Here is a 14,425-nt window from a genome sequence, read left to right as displayed (position 1 = left end):
GGCTCTTATGAAAAAGAAAAACATAGTTGGCATGATTATCTTCATAAGTTTATTACTCGCTGCCATTTTTATGCTGATATCCACTAAAGCATCTGAAAAAACATTCGAAGCTGTTATTTTAAATACTGTTATACAAAGTGATGGGGAAGTACGGCTGATTGTGGAGCGAACAACGCAAATATATGCTGATCCTAACAATTCACTCGCAATCAGCAGTGAAACATCATTAGTTGACGAAAAGGGTAATAGGGTAGAGATTGCTGCACTTCAAAGCGGCACTCATGTGAAAGTGAGACTGAAGGATGCATTCATTGAAGAAACGCCATTTTATTATCCAACCGTATATGAAATAAGAATCATTAAATAAACAAGAAAAAACGATATAGCTGGACTATATCGCTTTTATATCTATAAGTTAATTAGCATTGAATGGCCTGAATGGCGATGCACTGAGGACCTCCCTGGGTAATAAAGGCAGGTGTCAGTTCAAATAATTCAATTCTGATATCTGGAAATGCAGTTTTAATTTTTGTGAGAATGCCTTCTGCCTGCTCTTTCGCATAGGCATGTGATACACCAATAGAATAAGAGGAATCAATGCCTCGGCGGCGCATATCTTCAAGAATCATATCGACAGCTTTACCCATGGTACGGGCTAATGCGAATTTTTCAAGACGGCAGCCATCTTCAGTCTGCATCATCACAGGTTTCAGTTTTAAAACGCCGCCAATCGTTGCGGCTAACGGTGTTAAACGGCCGCCGCGTTTTAAAAAGCTAAAATCCTGAGGTATTAAAAATGAGAAAGCAGAATCAGCCATACGCTGAATCTCAAGGAGTATTTCATTTGTATTTTTACCTTCAGCAACTAATTCCATGACTTTATCTACCATGAAACGCTGTGGTGCGCAAAGCGTTTTTGAATTAATGACATGTATATTTTCTTTTGAAGCCGTACTATCTTTAGCACTTAACGCTGATTGATAAGTACCGGAAAGACCATCTGCCATACAGATATGAATGATTTCATCATTCTGACATTCATCATAGGCTTCCATAAGCATACCAATCGGCGGCTGAGAAGAAGAAGGAATACTTCCTTTTAATACTTGCTCATAAAAGGTTGGGGTGTCAATATCAACAAATTCCTGATAAGTTTGGTTATTGATTGAAACACTTAATGGGAATACCTTAAAGCCTTTTTCAGCGCCTTCCTTAGGCGTATACATGGTTGATGTATCGGTAAAAATTTTAATCATGATTCTCTCACTTTCTATTATATTTCTCATATGAAATCTGACATAAAGTAGTATTGAATACTACTTTATGTAATTAATCATATCATAAAATAAGGTTTTTACAACCTTAAACTTGCAAATTTCTATAAATAAAGTACAATATGAATGAAATGAGGTTTTTTATGGAAACAATGGAATTAAAAAAAATGATACATGACACGTTAAATGATCGTGATTTAAGTGTCAGTGAAATACCAGATCTTGATTTATACATGGATCAGATCATCAGTTTGATCAATCATGCTTTTGAAGAGAACAAGCGTGATCCTGAAGCTAAGGTTGTTACTAAAACAATGATTAATAATTACACTAAGGAAGGGCTGCTGCCGCCGGCAAAGGGTAAAAAATATACGCTGGAGCATATGCTGAGGCTGATGATTGTTTTATCAATGAAGAATACACTGTCCTTAGGGGATATTAAAATTGTGATGCAGAATTTATCGGAGACTGACGATTATAGTGTGGATTCTCTGAAAGATAGTTATACGAGTTATCTTCAGCTGAAGCAGCAGATTCGTGAGTCAGTAGGTGATGCGATCTGCTGTTTGATTGATGTTGAAATGCTTGATCCGTCACAGAAGAAGGATTTATTATTGCTGCTGCTTGGTTTTACTTCTATGGCTGATGAAATGAAGCGGGTCGCGGAGAAGATGATTGATACTTATTTTAAAGGGGAATCAAAATGAAGCTGAATCAAAGTTTAAATATTAAAGTCAGGCAGCTTGCAATGGATGGTCAGGCTTATGTACCAATTCAAGGTGAAACGGTTATACTGAATGGTGTTTTACCTGATGAAGAAGTAAAGGTGACGTTAATCAAACGTATTAAAGAGGGTTGGATTGGCAGAGTGGATGCGTTGATCAAGCGTTCGCCGAAAAGAGTTAACAGCGCATGTCCGTACAGTTTGAAATGCGGTGGCTGCGCTTATCTGCATATGGATTACGCTTATGAGCTTCAGCTTAAGAAACAGCAGCTCATTGATCTTGTCAATAGTCAGGGGCTGCGGCTCAAGGTGCATGATGTGTGCGGTATGGAGGCTCCCTGTGCTTATCGAAATAAGATTATCATGAGTTTTGGACGGCATGGCAAACAGGTGCAGTTTGGTTTTTATAGTGATTATTCTCATGAAATCGTGGATATCAAGAATTGCTTAAATCATGATGAAGTCAGCAATCGCATTCTTCAGACGATTAAAGAGCTGGTAATTAAATATCGCGTTGAAATATATGATGAAGACCGCCGAACTGGTTTTCTTCGTCATGTTTTGATTAGGCGCGGATTTATGAGTAATCAGACGTTAGTCTGTTTCGTAGGTGCGCAGAAGGTATGGCCGGGCAGTAAAAATTTTGTGAGTGAATTAATTCAGCGCTGTCCGGAGGTAACAAGTGTGGTTCAGAATACAAATTCAAGAAAAACAAGTGTTGTGCTGGGCGATGAAGAAAAGATACTGTATGGCAAGGGATTTATTATTGATAAATTATTAGGGGTAAAATATACCATATCAGCTAAATCATTTTATCAGATCAATCATGATCAGACAGAAAAGCTTTATGCCAAAGCGATTGAATTGATGGCTTTAAAGGGTAATGAAATGGTTTATGATATGTATTGCGGAATCGGTACGATTGGCATCAGCGCGGCTTCTAAGGCAAAGAAGGTCATCGGTGTCGAAGTTAATCGTCAGGCGGTTGAGGATGCGAAGAAAAATGCGGCTGTGAATCAAATTAAAAATGTCGAGTTTGTCTGTGAAGATGCTTCAGCATATATGAAAAAAGCAGCGGCTCAGCGCCGAATGGTAGATGCTGTGTTTATCGATCCGCCAAGAAGCGGCAGTGATGAGGCTTTTTTGACAGCGTTGGCGAATATGAAACCGAAGCAGATTGTGTATGTGTCATGCAATCCGCAGACGCAGATGCGGGATATTAAGGTGCTGATGAAATATGGCTATCAGGCAGAGGAATGCTATCCGTTTGATATGTTTCCAAGGACGGCGCATGTTGAGAGTGTTGTGCTGATGTCGAGGAAGAGAATTTGATTTTACGAGGGTTTATAAGTGATAACAAACCGTCTATTCAACCTAAAGTGTGCTTTTTTGCTTGTGGGAACAGATCATTACATGTTAAAAGAGTATTTTAAATTTAATTAGGTAGAATTGAAAAAATATTATTAGGAGCTTGAAGAGTTAAAGATAAATTTCAAAACAATAATGAAATGGTATATAATTGAACGAGATAACTGCAGGTAATTGTTAAACATATTGAGGTTAAATCATAATGGTTTAGCCTTTTATTTTTGCATTTTGATTTCAGAAATAAAAGATTTAAAAATATTTTTTGTGGCAGCAAAGATTATAAATTGACTTTATGCACCCAAAATAATATAATTATGGGTGCAAGAGGTGGCGTGAATGAATTCGATTATTATTCAAATAGAAAACATCATGAGTGAAAATCAAGGTAAAATTTATTCTATTCATGATTTTTATAATTTAGGAACAAAAAATACAATAAAGTCTGCTTTATATCGTTTAAATGAAGAAGGTAAGATTACAAGGCTTATTGATGGATTATATACAAAACCTAAATTTAGCGAGATTTTAAATGAATATTCTTATCCGGATGCAAATGCTGTTGCTGAGAAAATCGCAATTAAGTTTTCTTGGACAATATCGCCAAGTGGAGATACAGCCTTGAATAATACTGGCCTTTCTACTCAAGTACCAAATGAATATGTTTATATTTCAGATGGTCCATATAGAGAGTATCTTTATAGGAATAAAAAAATCATTTTTAAACATACCGCGAATCGAAACATAACATCTTATTCAAAAGAATTATCTATTCTAATTCAGGCAATTAAAGCTATTGGAAAAGATAACATCAGCGATGGAGATATTCAAAAACTTGCATATTTTTCTAAAAATATTAATGAAGATTTGCTTAAGGATACTTTGAAATTACCTTTTTGGATTCAAGAAGTTTTAGAAAGGATACAGAAGAAAAATGATGAGTAAATTACTGCAAATATCAAGTGATGAGTTGGAATTAGTAATTCAAAACACGGCAGATAAACTCAATATGTCAAAAGCTATAGTTGAAAAAGATTTATGGGTTTGCATTATTTTAAAATATTTGTTTCAGGATTTTAAATATAAGAATTCTATTGTTTTTAAAGGTGGTACAAGTCTATCGAAAGTATATAAGCTAATAGAAAGATTTTCAGAAGATATAGATTTGGCTTTGGATTGGAAAGTTATGGGCTATGGAAGTTGTGAACCTTATGAAGAGAGGAGCAATACCAAACAGTTAAAATTCAACGATAAGTTAAATGACGACACTAAAGCTTTTCTTCGTAATGAATTTTTACCGAGACTTCAAAATGATTTTAAAGAAATTTTAAAAGATAGAAATTATAGTTTTTACATTGATGGAACTGATGAACAGACAATTTGCTTTGATTATCCTAAAAATCATCAAGATACTTCTATCTCACAAGTTGTTAGATTAGAAATTGGATGTTTGGCCGAGCCTATTCCTGCATTTAAAAGGAATATACAAACTTATATTGAAGAAGTGTATCCTGCTGTATTTAATGAAAACATTGAAGTTATAGCAGTTGATTCTTTAAGAACATTTTATGAAAAGATTACAATACTTCATCGAGAAGCGAACAGAGTCAATGGAAATTATCCTGCGAGATATTCAAGGCATTTTTATGATGTGTATAAAATGCTATTGACGGATATTAAAGAGAAAAGCTTTGAAAACTTAGACCTTTTAAAAACAGTAATTGATTTTAAGAAGAAATTCTATGCAAGTAATTGGTCGAAGTATGATGATATCATGGCTGGAAATCTAAGGCTGATTCCTACTGATGATGGATTAGAAGTTTTTTGTAAAGATTATGATAGCATGAAGAATATGCTGTTTGGTGAAAAGATACCATTTGAAGAAATAGTAAGTACTATAAAAGATTATGAAGCAGAGTTAAATAAAGTAATTAGAAATAGTTAAATTTCACATTAGAAAGCAAAAATAAAGGTAATGTTATTTTAGAAAGAAGGATAGATAAAGATAACGAAGATCTCAGATAGAATTATACACCAAGAGAAGTTATTTGTTATTGGCATATCATCAAGTGACTGTTTAGAATATAAATGTGATGATTTAAAAAATATCATGAAAAAGATTTAAGAAAGGAGTGAAAGCATATGGTAAAATTAAATGTAAAAAAAGAATTAAGTTTTAACTGTAAGAAGCCTAACATATATTCAATGCTTTTTAAATATGCAATTTTTCCATTTGTGTTAGTAATCATTGTTGACTATTTTAATGTTCCTTCAATTATAGGTTTTGAAATGAGTAATATAAACTTTGATTTGATTGGTGCGCTTATCAATGCTTTAATTGTGTTATGCTTATATATTATTACATATGCTGTTATTGATAGAAGGCAAATGCAAAAAGATGATAATGCAAAACTAACTGCAAATTTGCTAATACTATCTACATATAAAAAGTGCCAAGATTTACTCAAAATTATTGATAATCAAGAATGGTTAGAGAATTATATTGTACCAAAAATCGATTTCAATAAGATAGACTCAAAAAACGAAGTGAGTATGAATTTGCAAAATGATCCTTTTACTGAACATTCGCATATTTTAGATTTAGCAGGTAATGGTTCGATTACTATTTCTGATTTAAAGATGTATCTTAATGTAATGGAATCATATAGGTCGTATGTATCTATGAGAATAACTTTTTATGATATATATAATGCGAAAACTGTTGAGCAAATGCAATTATATGAACATATTATTGAAAAAAGAAATTTGTTAAATGATACACTAGAAAGTGAAGTTGAGAAAATGAAAAGCAAAATATGAGGAGATGTAATTGTGTCCATTTTTAAGAAATATCACATATTTCGATTTCACATTATCTTGCTTATCATTGTTGTTATATACACGAGATAATTTCACTTTTCCTGTAAATTAACAATTCCATTAATATGACCGGAATACCATTTGCAAATAAAACAATATTAATGCTGTTTTCGTTGAATACAGAACCTTTTACCATACAAAATATTGCAGTTAAGCCAAAAGTAAAAGTTGAAGCAGACAAAGAAAAATTGCTTTTTAATCACCGTAATGAATGTGCTGGAAAGCGTAGAAGAAACCGAAATTCAAATATAATATGATAGAATATTATTAAAAGGCAAAAGGGGGAATTAAAATGTTACTTCGGCAAATGAAATACTTTGTTACTGTTGTTGACTGCAGCAGTTTTACAGAAGCTGCTGAACAATGCTATATATCACAATCAGCAATTTCCCAACAGATTCATAGCTTGGAAGAAGAACTAGGCGTTCAATTAATTCATAGGGAAAACCGCCGGTTCGATCTTACCCCTGCCGGCGAGTATTTTTACACGCAGAGTAAGCTTTTACTAGATGAAGCCGATAGGATCAGGCGGGAAACGATACGCATCGCACAGATGGATGAGAGCCGGCTGCGCATTGGCTATTTACGAAATTACAGCGGACAGGAATTGCATATGGCAGTTGCTGAATTCTCAGGCCTATATCCTGATATTTCAATTGAAATAGTTGCCGGCACACATGAAGAATTATATGATTTGATTCGTTTTGGCGGTGTTGATATTGTCATCAGCGATCAGCGGCGGGCCTTTTCAGAAGCATATGAAAACAAGATATTGCTTGAGTGCGAATGCATAGCTGAGATTTCTGATAATCATCCGCTCAGTATCAATAATACTTTAACGCTCAAAGAATTAAAACAAACACCTTGTATATTGATTGCTCCATCTAAATATCAGGACAGTGAAGCTGCCTATTATCGTGACACATTAGGTTTTTCTGATCACTTTTTATATGCGGAAAATCTTGAAGAGGGAAGATTGATGGTGCTTGGCAACCGCGGCTTTTTACCTCTAGAAACCATAGGTACCTTGCCGCCAAAACTGCCTAAAATTAAACGCATAGCATTATTTAGCCAAGGAGTGTTAATAAAACGAACAATCTGTGCTTTCTGGCTGAAGCAGAATACCAATTACTATATTGAGGAATTTGCGGAAACCTTGTCTGCTTTAATTAAACAAAGCAATCGTGCTTAATGAATAATTTTAAAGTCAACTCACTCACATTAATTTGTGATGCAGTTGGCTTTTCTTTTCACATAAGTTTTACTTATGAAAAAGTCTTAAAAACAAAATTGCTGATTATCAGCTCTTTTTTTATAATGGGTACAACAAGAAAGGATGTGGGTTTATGAAAACTTTAATTGCATATTTTTCAAGAAGCGGCAGTAACTATGTCAGCGGCAGTATTGTGAATCTACCTATAGGTAATACGGAAATTGCGGCGAAGAAAATTGCGGCAGTGACGGAGGGTGAACTTTTTGAAATTAAAGCGGTGTATGCTTATCCAGAAAATTATGATGCTTGTACAAGAGAAGCACAACATGAGCTTCAAAGTCATGCACGGCCTCAGTTAGCATCAGATATTCCTAATGTTTCAGATTATGATTTAATCTATATTGGTTATCCAAATTGGTGGGGAACCGCACCTATGGCAGTATTTACCTTCCTAGAGGGTGCAGATTTTACGAATAAAATAATCATGCCATTTTGCACACATGAAGGCAGCGGTATGGGACATAGTGAAGCAGATATTAAAAAAGCTTGCCCTAAGGCAAAGGTCGTAAAAGGTCTTGCTATTCGCGGTAGTGATGTAAATAAAGCTGATGCTGTGATCAGAGAATGGATCAGATAATATGGAAAAACGAAAATTAAGAAAAGTATTGAAGGTTTATGCAGTTGGTTTTGATACTTCCAAAAAAGAAAGGAGTAAGTGATATGAGTATCACAGATGCTTCTAAAAAGTATCATGAAAAAATGTTTCCAGGCTATCATTCAAGCTTTTTGAAAACAGATCCTGAATTTATTAAGCGCTTTGATAATTTTGCTTTTGATGAATTGGTAAATCACGATGATTTAGATGGCAGAACAAGAATTTTGGCTATTTTGGCTGTCTTACTTGGCTGTCAAGGGATAGATGAGTTTCGTATTATGCTGATTGCAGCAATGAATTTTAAAGTTACGCCCGTTGAGATAAAAGAAATTATATATCAAGCGGTATGCTATCTGGGTATCGGCAGAGTATTTCCATTTTTGAAAGTTACTAATGAAGTGCTGATTGAAAAAGGAATTGTATTACCGCTGTGCGCTCAAACCACCACTACAATGGAGAATCGCTTAACAGCTGGTGAAAAGGCACAGATAGATATTATGGGTGATTAGATGAAGGGTTTTTGGAATTCTGGCCCTGAGGAAAGCCGTCACATCAATATGTGGCTGACGGATAATTGTTTTGGTGATTTTTACACCCGTAACGGTCTCACTTATCAGCAGCGTGAGATGATTACATTTTGTTTTCTATTGGCTCAAGGCAGCTGTGAAGAACAGCTGCTATCACATGCCGGTGCCAATATGAGAATCGGGAATGATAAGGCATTTCTTATTAAAATTATTTCACAGTGTATTCCTTATATAGGATATCCGCGCAGTTTGAATGCGCTGCGTTGTGTTAATGAGGCAGCAACGAAATAAGCTATGTCAGTATTAACTGATTTTAATACTGACAGGCACAGTGTAAATGCAAAGTAAAGGAGGAGGTTTAAATGAAAAACGTAATGATTTTATGCGGTGCTGGACAGATTGGTATGGCGATTGCCCGCCGCATGGGATATGGTATGAAAATTATAATTGGTGATAAAAAATATGAAAATGCGAAGGCGGTTGCTGATATTATGACAGCTGCTGGCTTTGATGTGACAGCGGTAACAATGGATTTATCTGAGCGTGTTTCAATTCAATCAATGATTACTGAAGCACAAAAGTATGGGGCAATTAAAATGCTGATTAATGCAGCTGGGGTTTCTCCAAGTCAGGCGCCGATTGAAGCAATCTTAAAAGTAGATCTATATGGAACTGCCGTTTTGCTTGAAGAAGTAGGTAAAGTAATCGCTGAAGGCGGTGTGGGAATAACCATTTCCAGTCAGTCAGGGCATCGTATGGCTCAGCTTAGCGCTAAACAGGATGAGCTGCTTGCAATTACTCCTGCCGAAGAATTGCTTAGTCTGGATATGCTGCAGCCAGCTAATATTCATGATACTTTGCATGCCTATCAGTTAGCTAAGCGCTGTAATGAAAAGCGTGTCATGGCAGAGGCTGTCAAATGGGGCAAGCGGGGTGCCAGAATTAATTCCATTTCGCCGGGGATAGTTGTAACACCGTTGGCAATCGATGAATTTAATGGCCCACGTGGTGATTTTTATAAGAATATGTTTGCTAATTGTCCGGCAGGACGTCCCGGCACAGCGGATGAAATCGCTAATGCTGCAGAGCTTTTAATGAGTGATAAAGGCTCTTTTATTACAGGGGCTGATTTCCTTATAGACGGCGGTGCGACAGCTTCCTATTTTTATGGTCCGCTGAAGCCTGAGATAAAAGCATGAATATATTTGAGCGCTTTAAAAGGTGAAGTTACTCATATGTAATAGGATAAAGCATACCCAAACAGCTGCACTGGAAGCGATGGATCACTGTCATAAGCTGTGTTTTACAATTAATCGCAAAAATGCTGATCCTGGTTCTTATGAAATGCTGCTATAGTATCTTAATCGGAAACCTAACTAAAGGGGCTAATCAAATTGAAAAATAAATCAAAACATACAGAACGGAGGTACCTATGAAAAAAATACTCTCTTTATGCTTATCACTCATGTTATCATTGATTCTTGCCGCCTGCAGTTCAACGATTGAGAATAACCCTGCAGATTCATTTTTTAATACAACGATAACGGAAAATGCCGATTCGCCTAAAACAGATGATGAATCTGAAATAAGCGAATCTGAAAAGGATGTCGTTGTCACAGATGATTTGACTGCTTCAACTACTAAGGCTGATGATGAGATAAATGATGAGAAATTACAAGCGAATGAATCAGACAATTTGCTTGAGACAGAACAGCTATCAAATACCGAGGAAGTACAGGTGTTTGAAAATGAAGCGACACTAAAAATTCTAATAGCTTATTTTTCTCGCGCTGGTGAAAACTATAATGTTGGATTGATTGAAAAAGGCAATACAGAAATTATCGCCGAAATTATTGCTGAGCAGACTGGCGGTGATCTGTTTCATATTGAAACTGTTCATCCATATCCTGTAGAATATGATGCATGTACAGCGGCAGCTCAGCAAGAATTGCACGATCAAGCCCGGCCAGAGTTAACTGCGTCTGTCAATAATTTTGATGACTATGATGTGATTTATCTTGGATATCCTATTTGGTGGTCAGATATGCCGATGGCTGTCTACACTTTTTTGGAAAGCTATGATTTTACGGGTAAAACAATAGTGCCATTTGATACAAATGAGGGAAGTGGCTTAGCCTCTACTGTAAACAGTATCCGCAATACTTGTGTTGGCGCTAATGTGCTGGATGGTTTTGCCATCCGCGGTTCACTAGCTCAAAATAGGCAGGCCGCAACTGATGAAGCTGTGAACTGGCTACAGTCTGCGGATCTTGTTGAATAAACCAAAAAATGAGGATACAATATTTAATCCTCATTTTTAAACTAAGTGTATACATGCGTTGGTAATGTATGGCCTTTGGAAGTGATTATTAAATGAAACAACTTAGCTGGCAGAATAAATTTGTAAAATAAAATAGTGAACTAAAAAATACTAAAAACCCGACTATGCACAAACTTTATGAGCATATAGGAAGCCGAATGCAGAATGATGATTGGGTATGCTTTTTAGGTATTAATTCATAGAGAAAATAGGCATTAGACATAGGCGACGGCTGTAATTATAATAGAAGCAATGATTGTATGAAGCGGATGACGAAAGAAGGTTTTGGTAAAGAAGGGTTGATGCGTATGTGAATTACATTGAGAATAGAATGTTCTGAATACATTTAAAAATGTAGAAAAATTTGTTTAGGTCTGCAAGCCTATCAACTTGAAATTTAAATTAAAAGGGAGGTAAATCAAATGAAAAACAATCTTAAGAATTTAACAATAACGGCAATGCTTTTTGCGCTAGGTATGGTGCTGTCGTTCTTTACCGGGCAAATACCGCAGATTGGCGGTATGCTGCTTCCAATGCATTTGCCAGTATTTTTATGCGCATTAATCTGCGGCTGGCAGTATGGCCTTCCTATGGCTTTTCTATTACCACTGCTGCGTTCAATGCTTTTTGGGATGCCGCCAATTTATCCAACAGCGCTTGCAATGGCTTTTGAATTAGCTGCTTATGCGTTTGTATCTGGCTATTTATATGAAAATTCTAAATGGCAGTGTGTTAAAGCATTATATAAATGTCTATGTGCATCAATGATTATAGGCCGTATCGTCTGGGGTATTGCGCAAATACTGCTGCTGGGTATTTCCGGTACAGCATTCACTTTTCAGGCATTTATTACCGGCGCCTTGCTGAATGCTGTTCCTGGTATCGCACTGCAGCTTATGCTAATTCCTGCCGTGATGGCGGCCTTGAATCGTGCTAAGGTAGTACCGTTTAAGCATGAGATAAAACAAACAGCAGGCTCAATGGCTAATTAATGAGTGAAGCAGGGTTAAAAATCCTTTTTAGCTTAAACGAAAAGGAGGTGAATCAATGATTGTCAGCATGGTGCGTGAATGAATCTATCTTTATTTATGAAAGCTTGAAGATATCATGCTTTTTAATCTTTTGGTCAGTATAAATTAGGTGTCGCTGCCAGCATTTCTGGAATTTTCTCGCCATAATGTATAGTGCAATTCCTATTACTGCTTCATTTTATAATAGCGGAATTAAGGAAGATCATTTAATGGAGCAGATTTAAAGATTAAGTATTATATCAATTAAATAAAAAAGACTTGCGCTGGAGTTAACTCCAAGGTGTATAACTATGATGAAGGAGAATCTTTAAAAACTTCAAAATTCAAAATCTTATTGTTATATTAAAAGTTTAATTTAAGCAAATTTGAAAGGGGACGCGTTATGAAAGCAAGAGTTTATTTTACACCAGAAATTACAGCAGCCAGTTTAATTAAAATCTATGAGGCATTAGGCAGAAAGCTTCATGGAAAAGTAGCAGTAAAAATTTCAACTGGTGAACCGGGCGGCCATCATTTTCTGAATCCATTATTAATTAAGGACTTGGTAAAGCAGCTTGATGGTACAATTGTTGAATGTTGTACGGCTTACGAGGGAAAACGCATGAATCCAAAGGATCACTGGGAAGCTATTAAACAGCATGGATTCAGTGAAATCGCGCCTTGTGATATTATGGATGAAAAGGGTGAGATGGAAATACCGGTTAATGGCGGGTTCCATTTGACTAAAAATATTGTCGGTGAGCATTTTAAGGACTATGATTCATGGCTGATTCTTTCTCACTTTAAAGGTCATGCTATGGGCGGTTTTGGCGGCGCACTTAAAAATATGAGTATAGGGATCGCATCGACCGATGGAAAGACAAATATCCACACGGCTGGCAAAACATCTGATCACACAAAGTTATGGGAGAATCTGCCTGAACAGGACGCCTTCTTAGAATCGATGGCCGATGCTTGCAAAGGTGTCGTTGATGCTGTCGGTGAAGAAAATATTATCTACATCAGTGTGGCTAATAATCTGTCTGTGGATTGTGATTGCGATGCTCATCCACATGCACCTGAAATGGCGGATCTTGGTATTTTTGCTTCATTAGATCCGGTCGCCTTGGATCAGGCTTGTTATGATGCTGTCATTAATTCGCCGGATTCAGGCAAGGCTGCGCTGATTGAAAGGATGAACAGCCGTCATGGAATTCATACTGTTGAAGCGGCCGCCGATTTAAAGCTAGGCAGCCGTGACTATGAAATTATCAATTTATAAATAGGATAAGGTGAGATATATGGAATATCGAAGGCTTCCCCACGGTGATGAACAAATCAGTGTTATAGGTCTGGGTACCAGCTCATTAGGTGAATCGGACGAAGCGGAAATTATTAGTGTTATTGAACAAGCGATGCAAAACGGCATCAACTATATTGATTTGGCAGCCGGCCATGCGAAAACATTTGAAGCAGTAGGCAAGGCTATCAAAGGTAAACGTGATCAGGTCTATCTTCAGATTCATTTTGGCGCTTTATATGATTCCGGAGCGTATGGCTGGAGTACAGATCCTAAGGCAATAAAAAAATCAATCGCATGGCAGTTAGAGAAGTTAGGGACTGAAACAATCGATTTCGGTTTTATACATTGTCTTGATGAAGCGGCTGATCTTGAGGCCTTTAAGCGTCATGGCATTATCGAACTGCTGCTTTCGTTAAAGGAACAGGGTATTGTAAAGCATTTAGGCTTATCTTCACATACACCAACCTTAGTTCATAAAGTGTTGGACATGAACTTAATCGATATGGTTATGTTCAGTATTAATCCGGCCTATGATAATCAATATGGTGATTATGCAATCGGTGAAAACAATGAACGTATGAATTTATATCGCCGCTGTGAAAAGGAAGGGGTGGCTATTTCAGTCATGAAGCCATTCTGCGGCGGACAGCTGCTGGATGCTAAAAAGTCACCTTTCCATCATGCTTTAAGTGAAGTTCAATGTATTCAATACGCCTTGGATAAACCAGCGGTTGTTACTGTGTTGCCGGGGGTGCGTAATTTGCGTGATCTGCAAAGCATTTTAAACTATTTGAATGCTTCTGATGAAGCGCGTGATTATTCTGTACTTGGCTCATTTGAGGCCATCAAGCAGCAAGGCAAATGTGTCTATTGCAAGCACTGTCATCCTTGTCCTGCCGGCCTAGATATTGCATTAATTAATAAGTATTATGATTTAGCTTTACTGGATGATGAGCTGGCTAAGGATCATTATCATCATCTGGCGAAGAAAGCCAGCGATTGTATACAGTGCGCTCATTGTAATAACCGCTGCCCGTTCAGGGTGAATCAGATGGATAGGATGAAAGAAATATCAGCCTATTTTGGTGAGTAAGATAAGTTCTAATCAATTGTATCTTCGATTTAAATGTGTTATTCTACATTTAGAAAGTGAG

At 36.6% G+C, this 14,425-nt stretch carries 16 protein-coding genes; 15 read left to right on the top strand and 1 reads right to left on the bottom strand.

Annotated features, from left to right (window positions below; all coding sequences use genetic code 11):
• The first annotated feature begins 7 nt into the window (after positions 1 to 7).
• Entirely contained in the window at positions 8 to 367 is a 360-nt protein-coding gene (locus DWZ33_RS02730) for a hypothetical protein (RefSeq protein ID WP_118453695.1), read from the top strand.
• Between the two features lie 52 nt (positions 368 to 419).
• Here DWZ33_RS02730 and DWZ33_RS02725 read toward each other — a convergent pair whose 3' ends face one another.
• Complete coding sequence (locus DWZ33_RS02725) at positions 420 to 1,256, bottom strand: DegV family protein (RefSeq protein ID WP_118453694.1); 837 nt, start codon at positions 1,254 to 1,256, stop codon at positions 420 to 422.
• 161 nt (positions 1,257 to 1,417) lie between these two features.
• Between DWZ33_RS02725 and DWZ33_RS02720 the strand changes: the two genes are divergently transcribed.
• From DWZ33_RS02720 to DWZ33_RS02660, 14 genes are all read left to right on the top strand, one after another.
• Positions 1,418 to 1,981, top strand: coding sequence for a DUF1836 domain-containing protein (locus tag DWZ33_RS02720; RefSeq protein ID WP_022937430.1), 564 nt, complete (start codon positions 1,418 to 1,420; stop codon positions 1,979 to 1,981).
• Positions 1,978 to 3,330 carry a 23S rRNA (uracil(1939)-C(5))-methyltransferase RlmD gene (gene rlmD / locus DWZ33_RS02715; protein ID WP_244925839.1) on the top strand — a complete coding sequence of 451 codons (1,353 nt, stop codon included), beginning with the start codon at positions 1,978 to 1,980 and terminating at the stop codon, positions 3,328 to 3,330. Before DWZ33_RS02720 ends, rlmD begins: the two co-directional genes overlap by 4 nt.
• A gap of 372 nt (positions 3,331 to 3,702) precedes the next feature.
• Positions 3,703 to 4,308 (top strand): DUF6088 family protein, encoded by a 606-nt coding sequence (locus DWZ33_RS02710; RefSeq protein ID WP_118453693.1) that lies wholly within the window; start codon positions 3,703 to 3,705, stop codon positions 4,306 to 4,308.
• Positions 4,301 to 5,308: a nucleotidyl transferase AbiEii/AbiGii toxin family protein gene (locus tag DWZ33_RS02705; RefSeq protein ID WP_118453692.1), complete on the top strand. Its 1,008-nt coding sequence runs from the start codon at positions 4,301 to 4,303 to the stop codon at positions 5,306 to 5,308. The genes DWZ33_RS02710 and DWZ33_RS02705 overlap by 8 nt, the downstream gene beginning before the upstream one ends.
• 197 nt (positions 5,309 to 5,505) lie before the next feature.
• A complete protein-coding gene (locus DWZ33_RS02700; protein WP_118453691.1) occupies positions 5,506 to 6,183 on the top strand; it encodes a hypothetical protein in 678 nt (225 codons plus the stop codon).
• A gap of 352 nt (positions 6,184 to 6,535) precedes the next feature.
• A complete protein-coding gene (locus DWZ33_RS02695; protein ID WP_118453690.1) occupies positions 6,536 to 7,435 on the top strand; it encodes a LysR family transcriptional regulator in 900 nt (299 codons plus the stop codon).
• Between the two features lie 154 nt (positions 7,436 to 7,589).
• Positions 7,590 to 8,093 (top strand): flavodoxin, encoded by a 504-nt coding sequence (locus DWZ33_RS02690; RefSeq protein ID WP_118453689.1) that lies wholly within the window; start codon positions 7,590 to 7,592, stop codon positions 8,091 to 8,093.
• A gap of 83 nt (positions 8,094 to 8,176) precedes the next feature.
• A complete protein-coding gene (locus tag DWZ33_RS18215) occupies positions 8,177 to 8,620 on the top strand; it encodes a carboxymuconolactone decarboxylase family protein (protein ID WP_244925838.1) in 444 nt (147 codons plus the stop codon).
• A complete protein-coding gene (locus DWZ33_RS18210; protein ID WP_244925837.1) occupies positions 8,621 to 8,929 on the top strand; it encodes a carboxymuconolactone decarboxylase family protein in 309 nt (102 codons plus the stop codon).
• A gap of 71 nt (positions 8,930 to 9,000) precedes the next feature.
• Positions 9,001 to 9,837 (top strand): SDR family oxidoreductase, encoded by an 837-nt coding sequence (locus DWZ33_RS02680; protein ID WP_118453688.1) that lies wholly within the window; start codon positions 9,001 to 9,003, stop codon positions 9,835 to 9,837.
• A 233-nt stretch (positions 9,838 to 10,070) separates the two neighbouring features.
• The gene (locus tag DWZ33_RS02675) at positions 10,071 to 10,919 is read left to right on the top strand and encodes a flavodoxin (protein WP_244925836.1); all 849 of its coding nucleotides are present in this window, start codon (positions 10,071 to 10,073) and stop codon (positions 10,917 to 10,919) included.
• Positions 10,920 to 11,380: 461 nt separating this feature from the next.
• Positions 11,381 to 11,950 carry an ECF transporter S component gene (locus DWZ33_RS02670; protein ID WP_118453687.1) on the top strand — a complete coding sequence of 190 codons (570 nt, stop codon included), beginning with the start codon at positions 11,381 to 11,383 and terminating at the stop codon, positions 11,948 to 11,950.
• Between the two features lie 421 nt (positions 11,951 to 12,371).
• The gene (locus DWZ33_RS02665; protein ID WP_118453686.1) at positions 12,372 to 13,250 is read left to right on the top strand and encodes a DUF362 domain-containing protein; all 879 of its coding nucleotides are present in this window, start codon (positions 12,372 to 12,374) and stop codon (positions 13,248 to 13,250) included.
• 19 nt (positions 13,251 to 13,269) lie between these two features.
• Positions 13,270 to 14,364 (top strand): aldo/keto reductase, encoded by a 1,095-nt coding sequence (locus DWZ33_RS02660; RefSeq protein WP_118453685.1) that lies wholly within the window; start codon positions 13,270 to 13,272, stop codon positions 14,362 to 14,364.
• The last annotated feature ends 61 nt before the right edge of the window (positions 14,365 to 14,425 follow it).

Source organism: Dielma fastidiosa (genome assembly GCF_003475485.1).
Lineage (GTDB): Bacteria > Bacillota_I > Bacilli_A > Erysipelotrichales > Erysipelotrichaceae > Dielma > Dielma fastidiosa.
The sequence above is the reverse complement of the archived record's forward strand: the minus strand, read 5'-3'. Positions and strand labels throughout refer to the sequence as shown.

Excerpts from the sequence above, each read along its gene's own strand:
- rlmD (WP_244925839.1), top strand. The coding sequence starts at position 1,978 with ATGAAGCTGAATCAAAGTTTAAATATTAAAGTCAGGCAGCTTGCAATG.
- DWZ33_RS02690 (WP_118453689.1), top strand. The coding sequence starts at position 7,590 with ATGAAAACTTTAATTGCATATTTTTCAAGAAGCGGCAGTAACTATGTC.
- DWZ33_RS02675 (WP_244925836.1), top strand. The coding sequence starts at position 10,071 with ATGAAAAAAATACTCTCTTTATGCTTATCACTCATGTTATCATTGATT.
- DWZ33_RS02710 (WP_118453693.1), top strand. The coding sequence starts at position 3,703 with ATGAATTCGATTATTATTCAAATAGAAAACATCATGAGTGAAAATCAA.
- DWZ33_RS18215 (WP_244925838.1), top strand. The coding sequence starts at position 8,177 with ATGAGTATCACAGATGCTTCTAAAAAGTATCATGAAAAAATGTTTCCA.
- DWZ33_RS02700 (WP_118453691.1), top strand. The coding sequence starts at position 5,506 with ATGGTAAAATTAAATGTAAAAAAAGAATTAAGTTTTAACTGTAAGAAG.
- DWZ33_RS02725 (WP_118453694.1), bottom strand. The coding sequence starts at position 1,256 with ATGATTAAAATTTTTACCGATACATCAACCATGTATACGCCTAAGGAA.
- DWZ33_RS02680 (WP_118453688.1), top strand. The coding sequence starts at position 9,001 with ATGAAAAACGTAATGATTTTATGCGGTGCTGGACAGATTGGTATGGCG.
- DWZ33_RS02705 (WP_118453692.1), top strand. The coding sequence starts at position 4,301 with ATGAGTAAATTACTGCAAATATCAAGTGATGAGTTGGAATTAGTAATT.
- DWZ33_RS02730 (WP_118453695.1), top strand. The coding sequence starts at position 8 with ATGAAAAAGAAAAACATAGTTGGCATGATTATCTTCATAAGTTTATTA.
- DWZ33_RS02695 (WP_118453690.1), top strand. The coding sequence starts at position 6,536 with ATGTTACTTCGGCAAATGAAATACTTTGTTACTGTTGTTGACTGCAGC.
- DWZ33_RS02665 (WP_118453686.1), top strand. The coding sequence starts at position 12,372 with ATGAAAGCAAGAGTTTATTTTACACCAGAAATTACAGCAGCCAGTTTA.
- DWZ33_RS02670 (WP_118453687.1), top strand. The coding sequence starts at position 11,381 with ATGAAAAACAATCTTAAGAATTTAACAATAACGGCAATGCTTTTTGCG.
- DWZ33_RS02720 (WP_022937430.1), top strand. The coding sequence starts at position 1,418 with ATGGAAACAATGGAATTAAAAAAAATGATACATGACACGTTAAATGAT.
- DWZ33_RS18210 (WP_244925837.1), top strand. The coding sequence starts at position 8,621 with ATGAAGGGTTTTTGGAATTCTGGCCCTGAGGAAAGCCGTCACATCAAT.
- DWZ33_RS02660 (WP_118453685.1), top strand. The coding sequence starts at position 13,270 with ATGGAATATCGAAGGCTTCCCCACGGTGATGAACAAATCAGTGTTATA.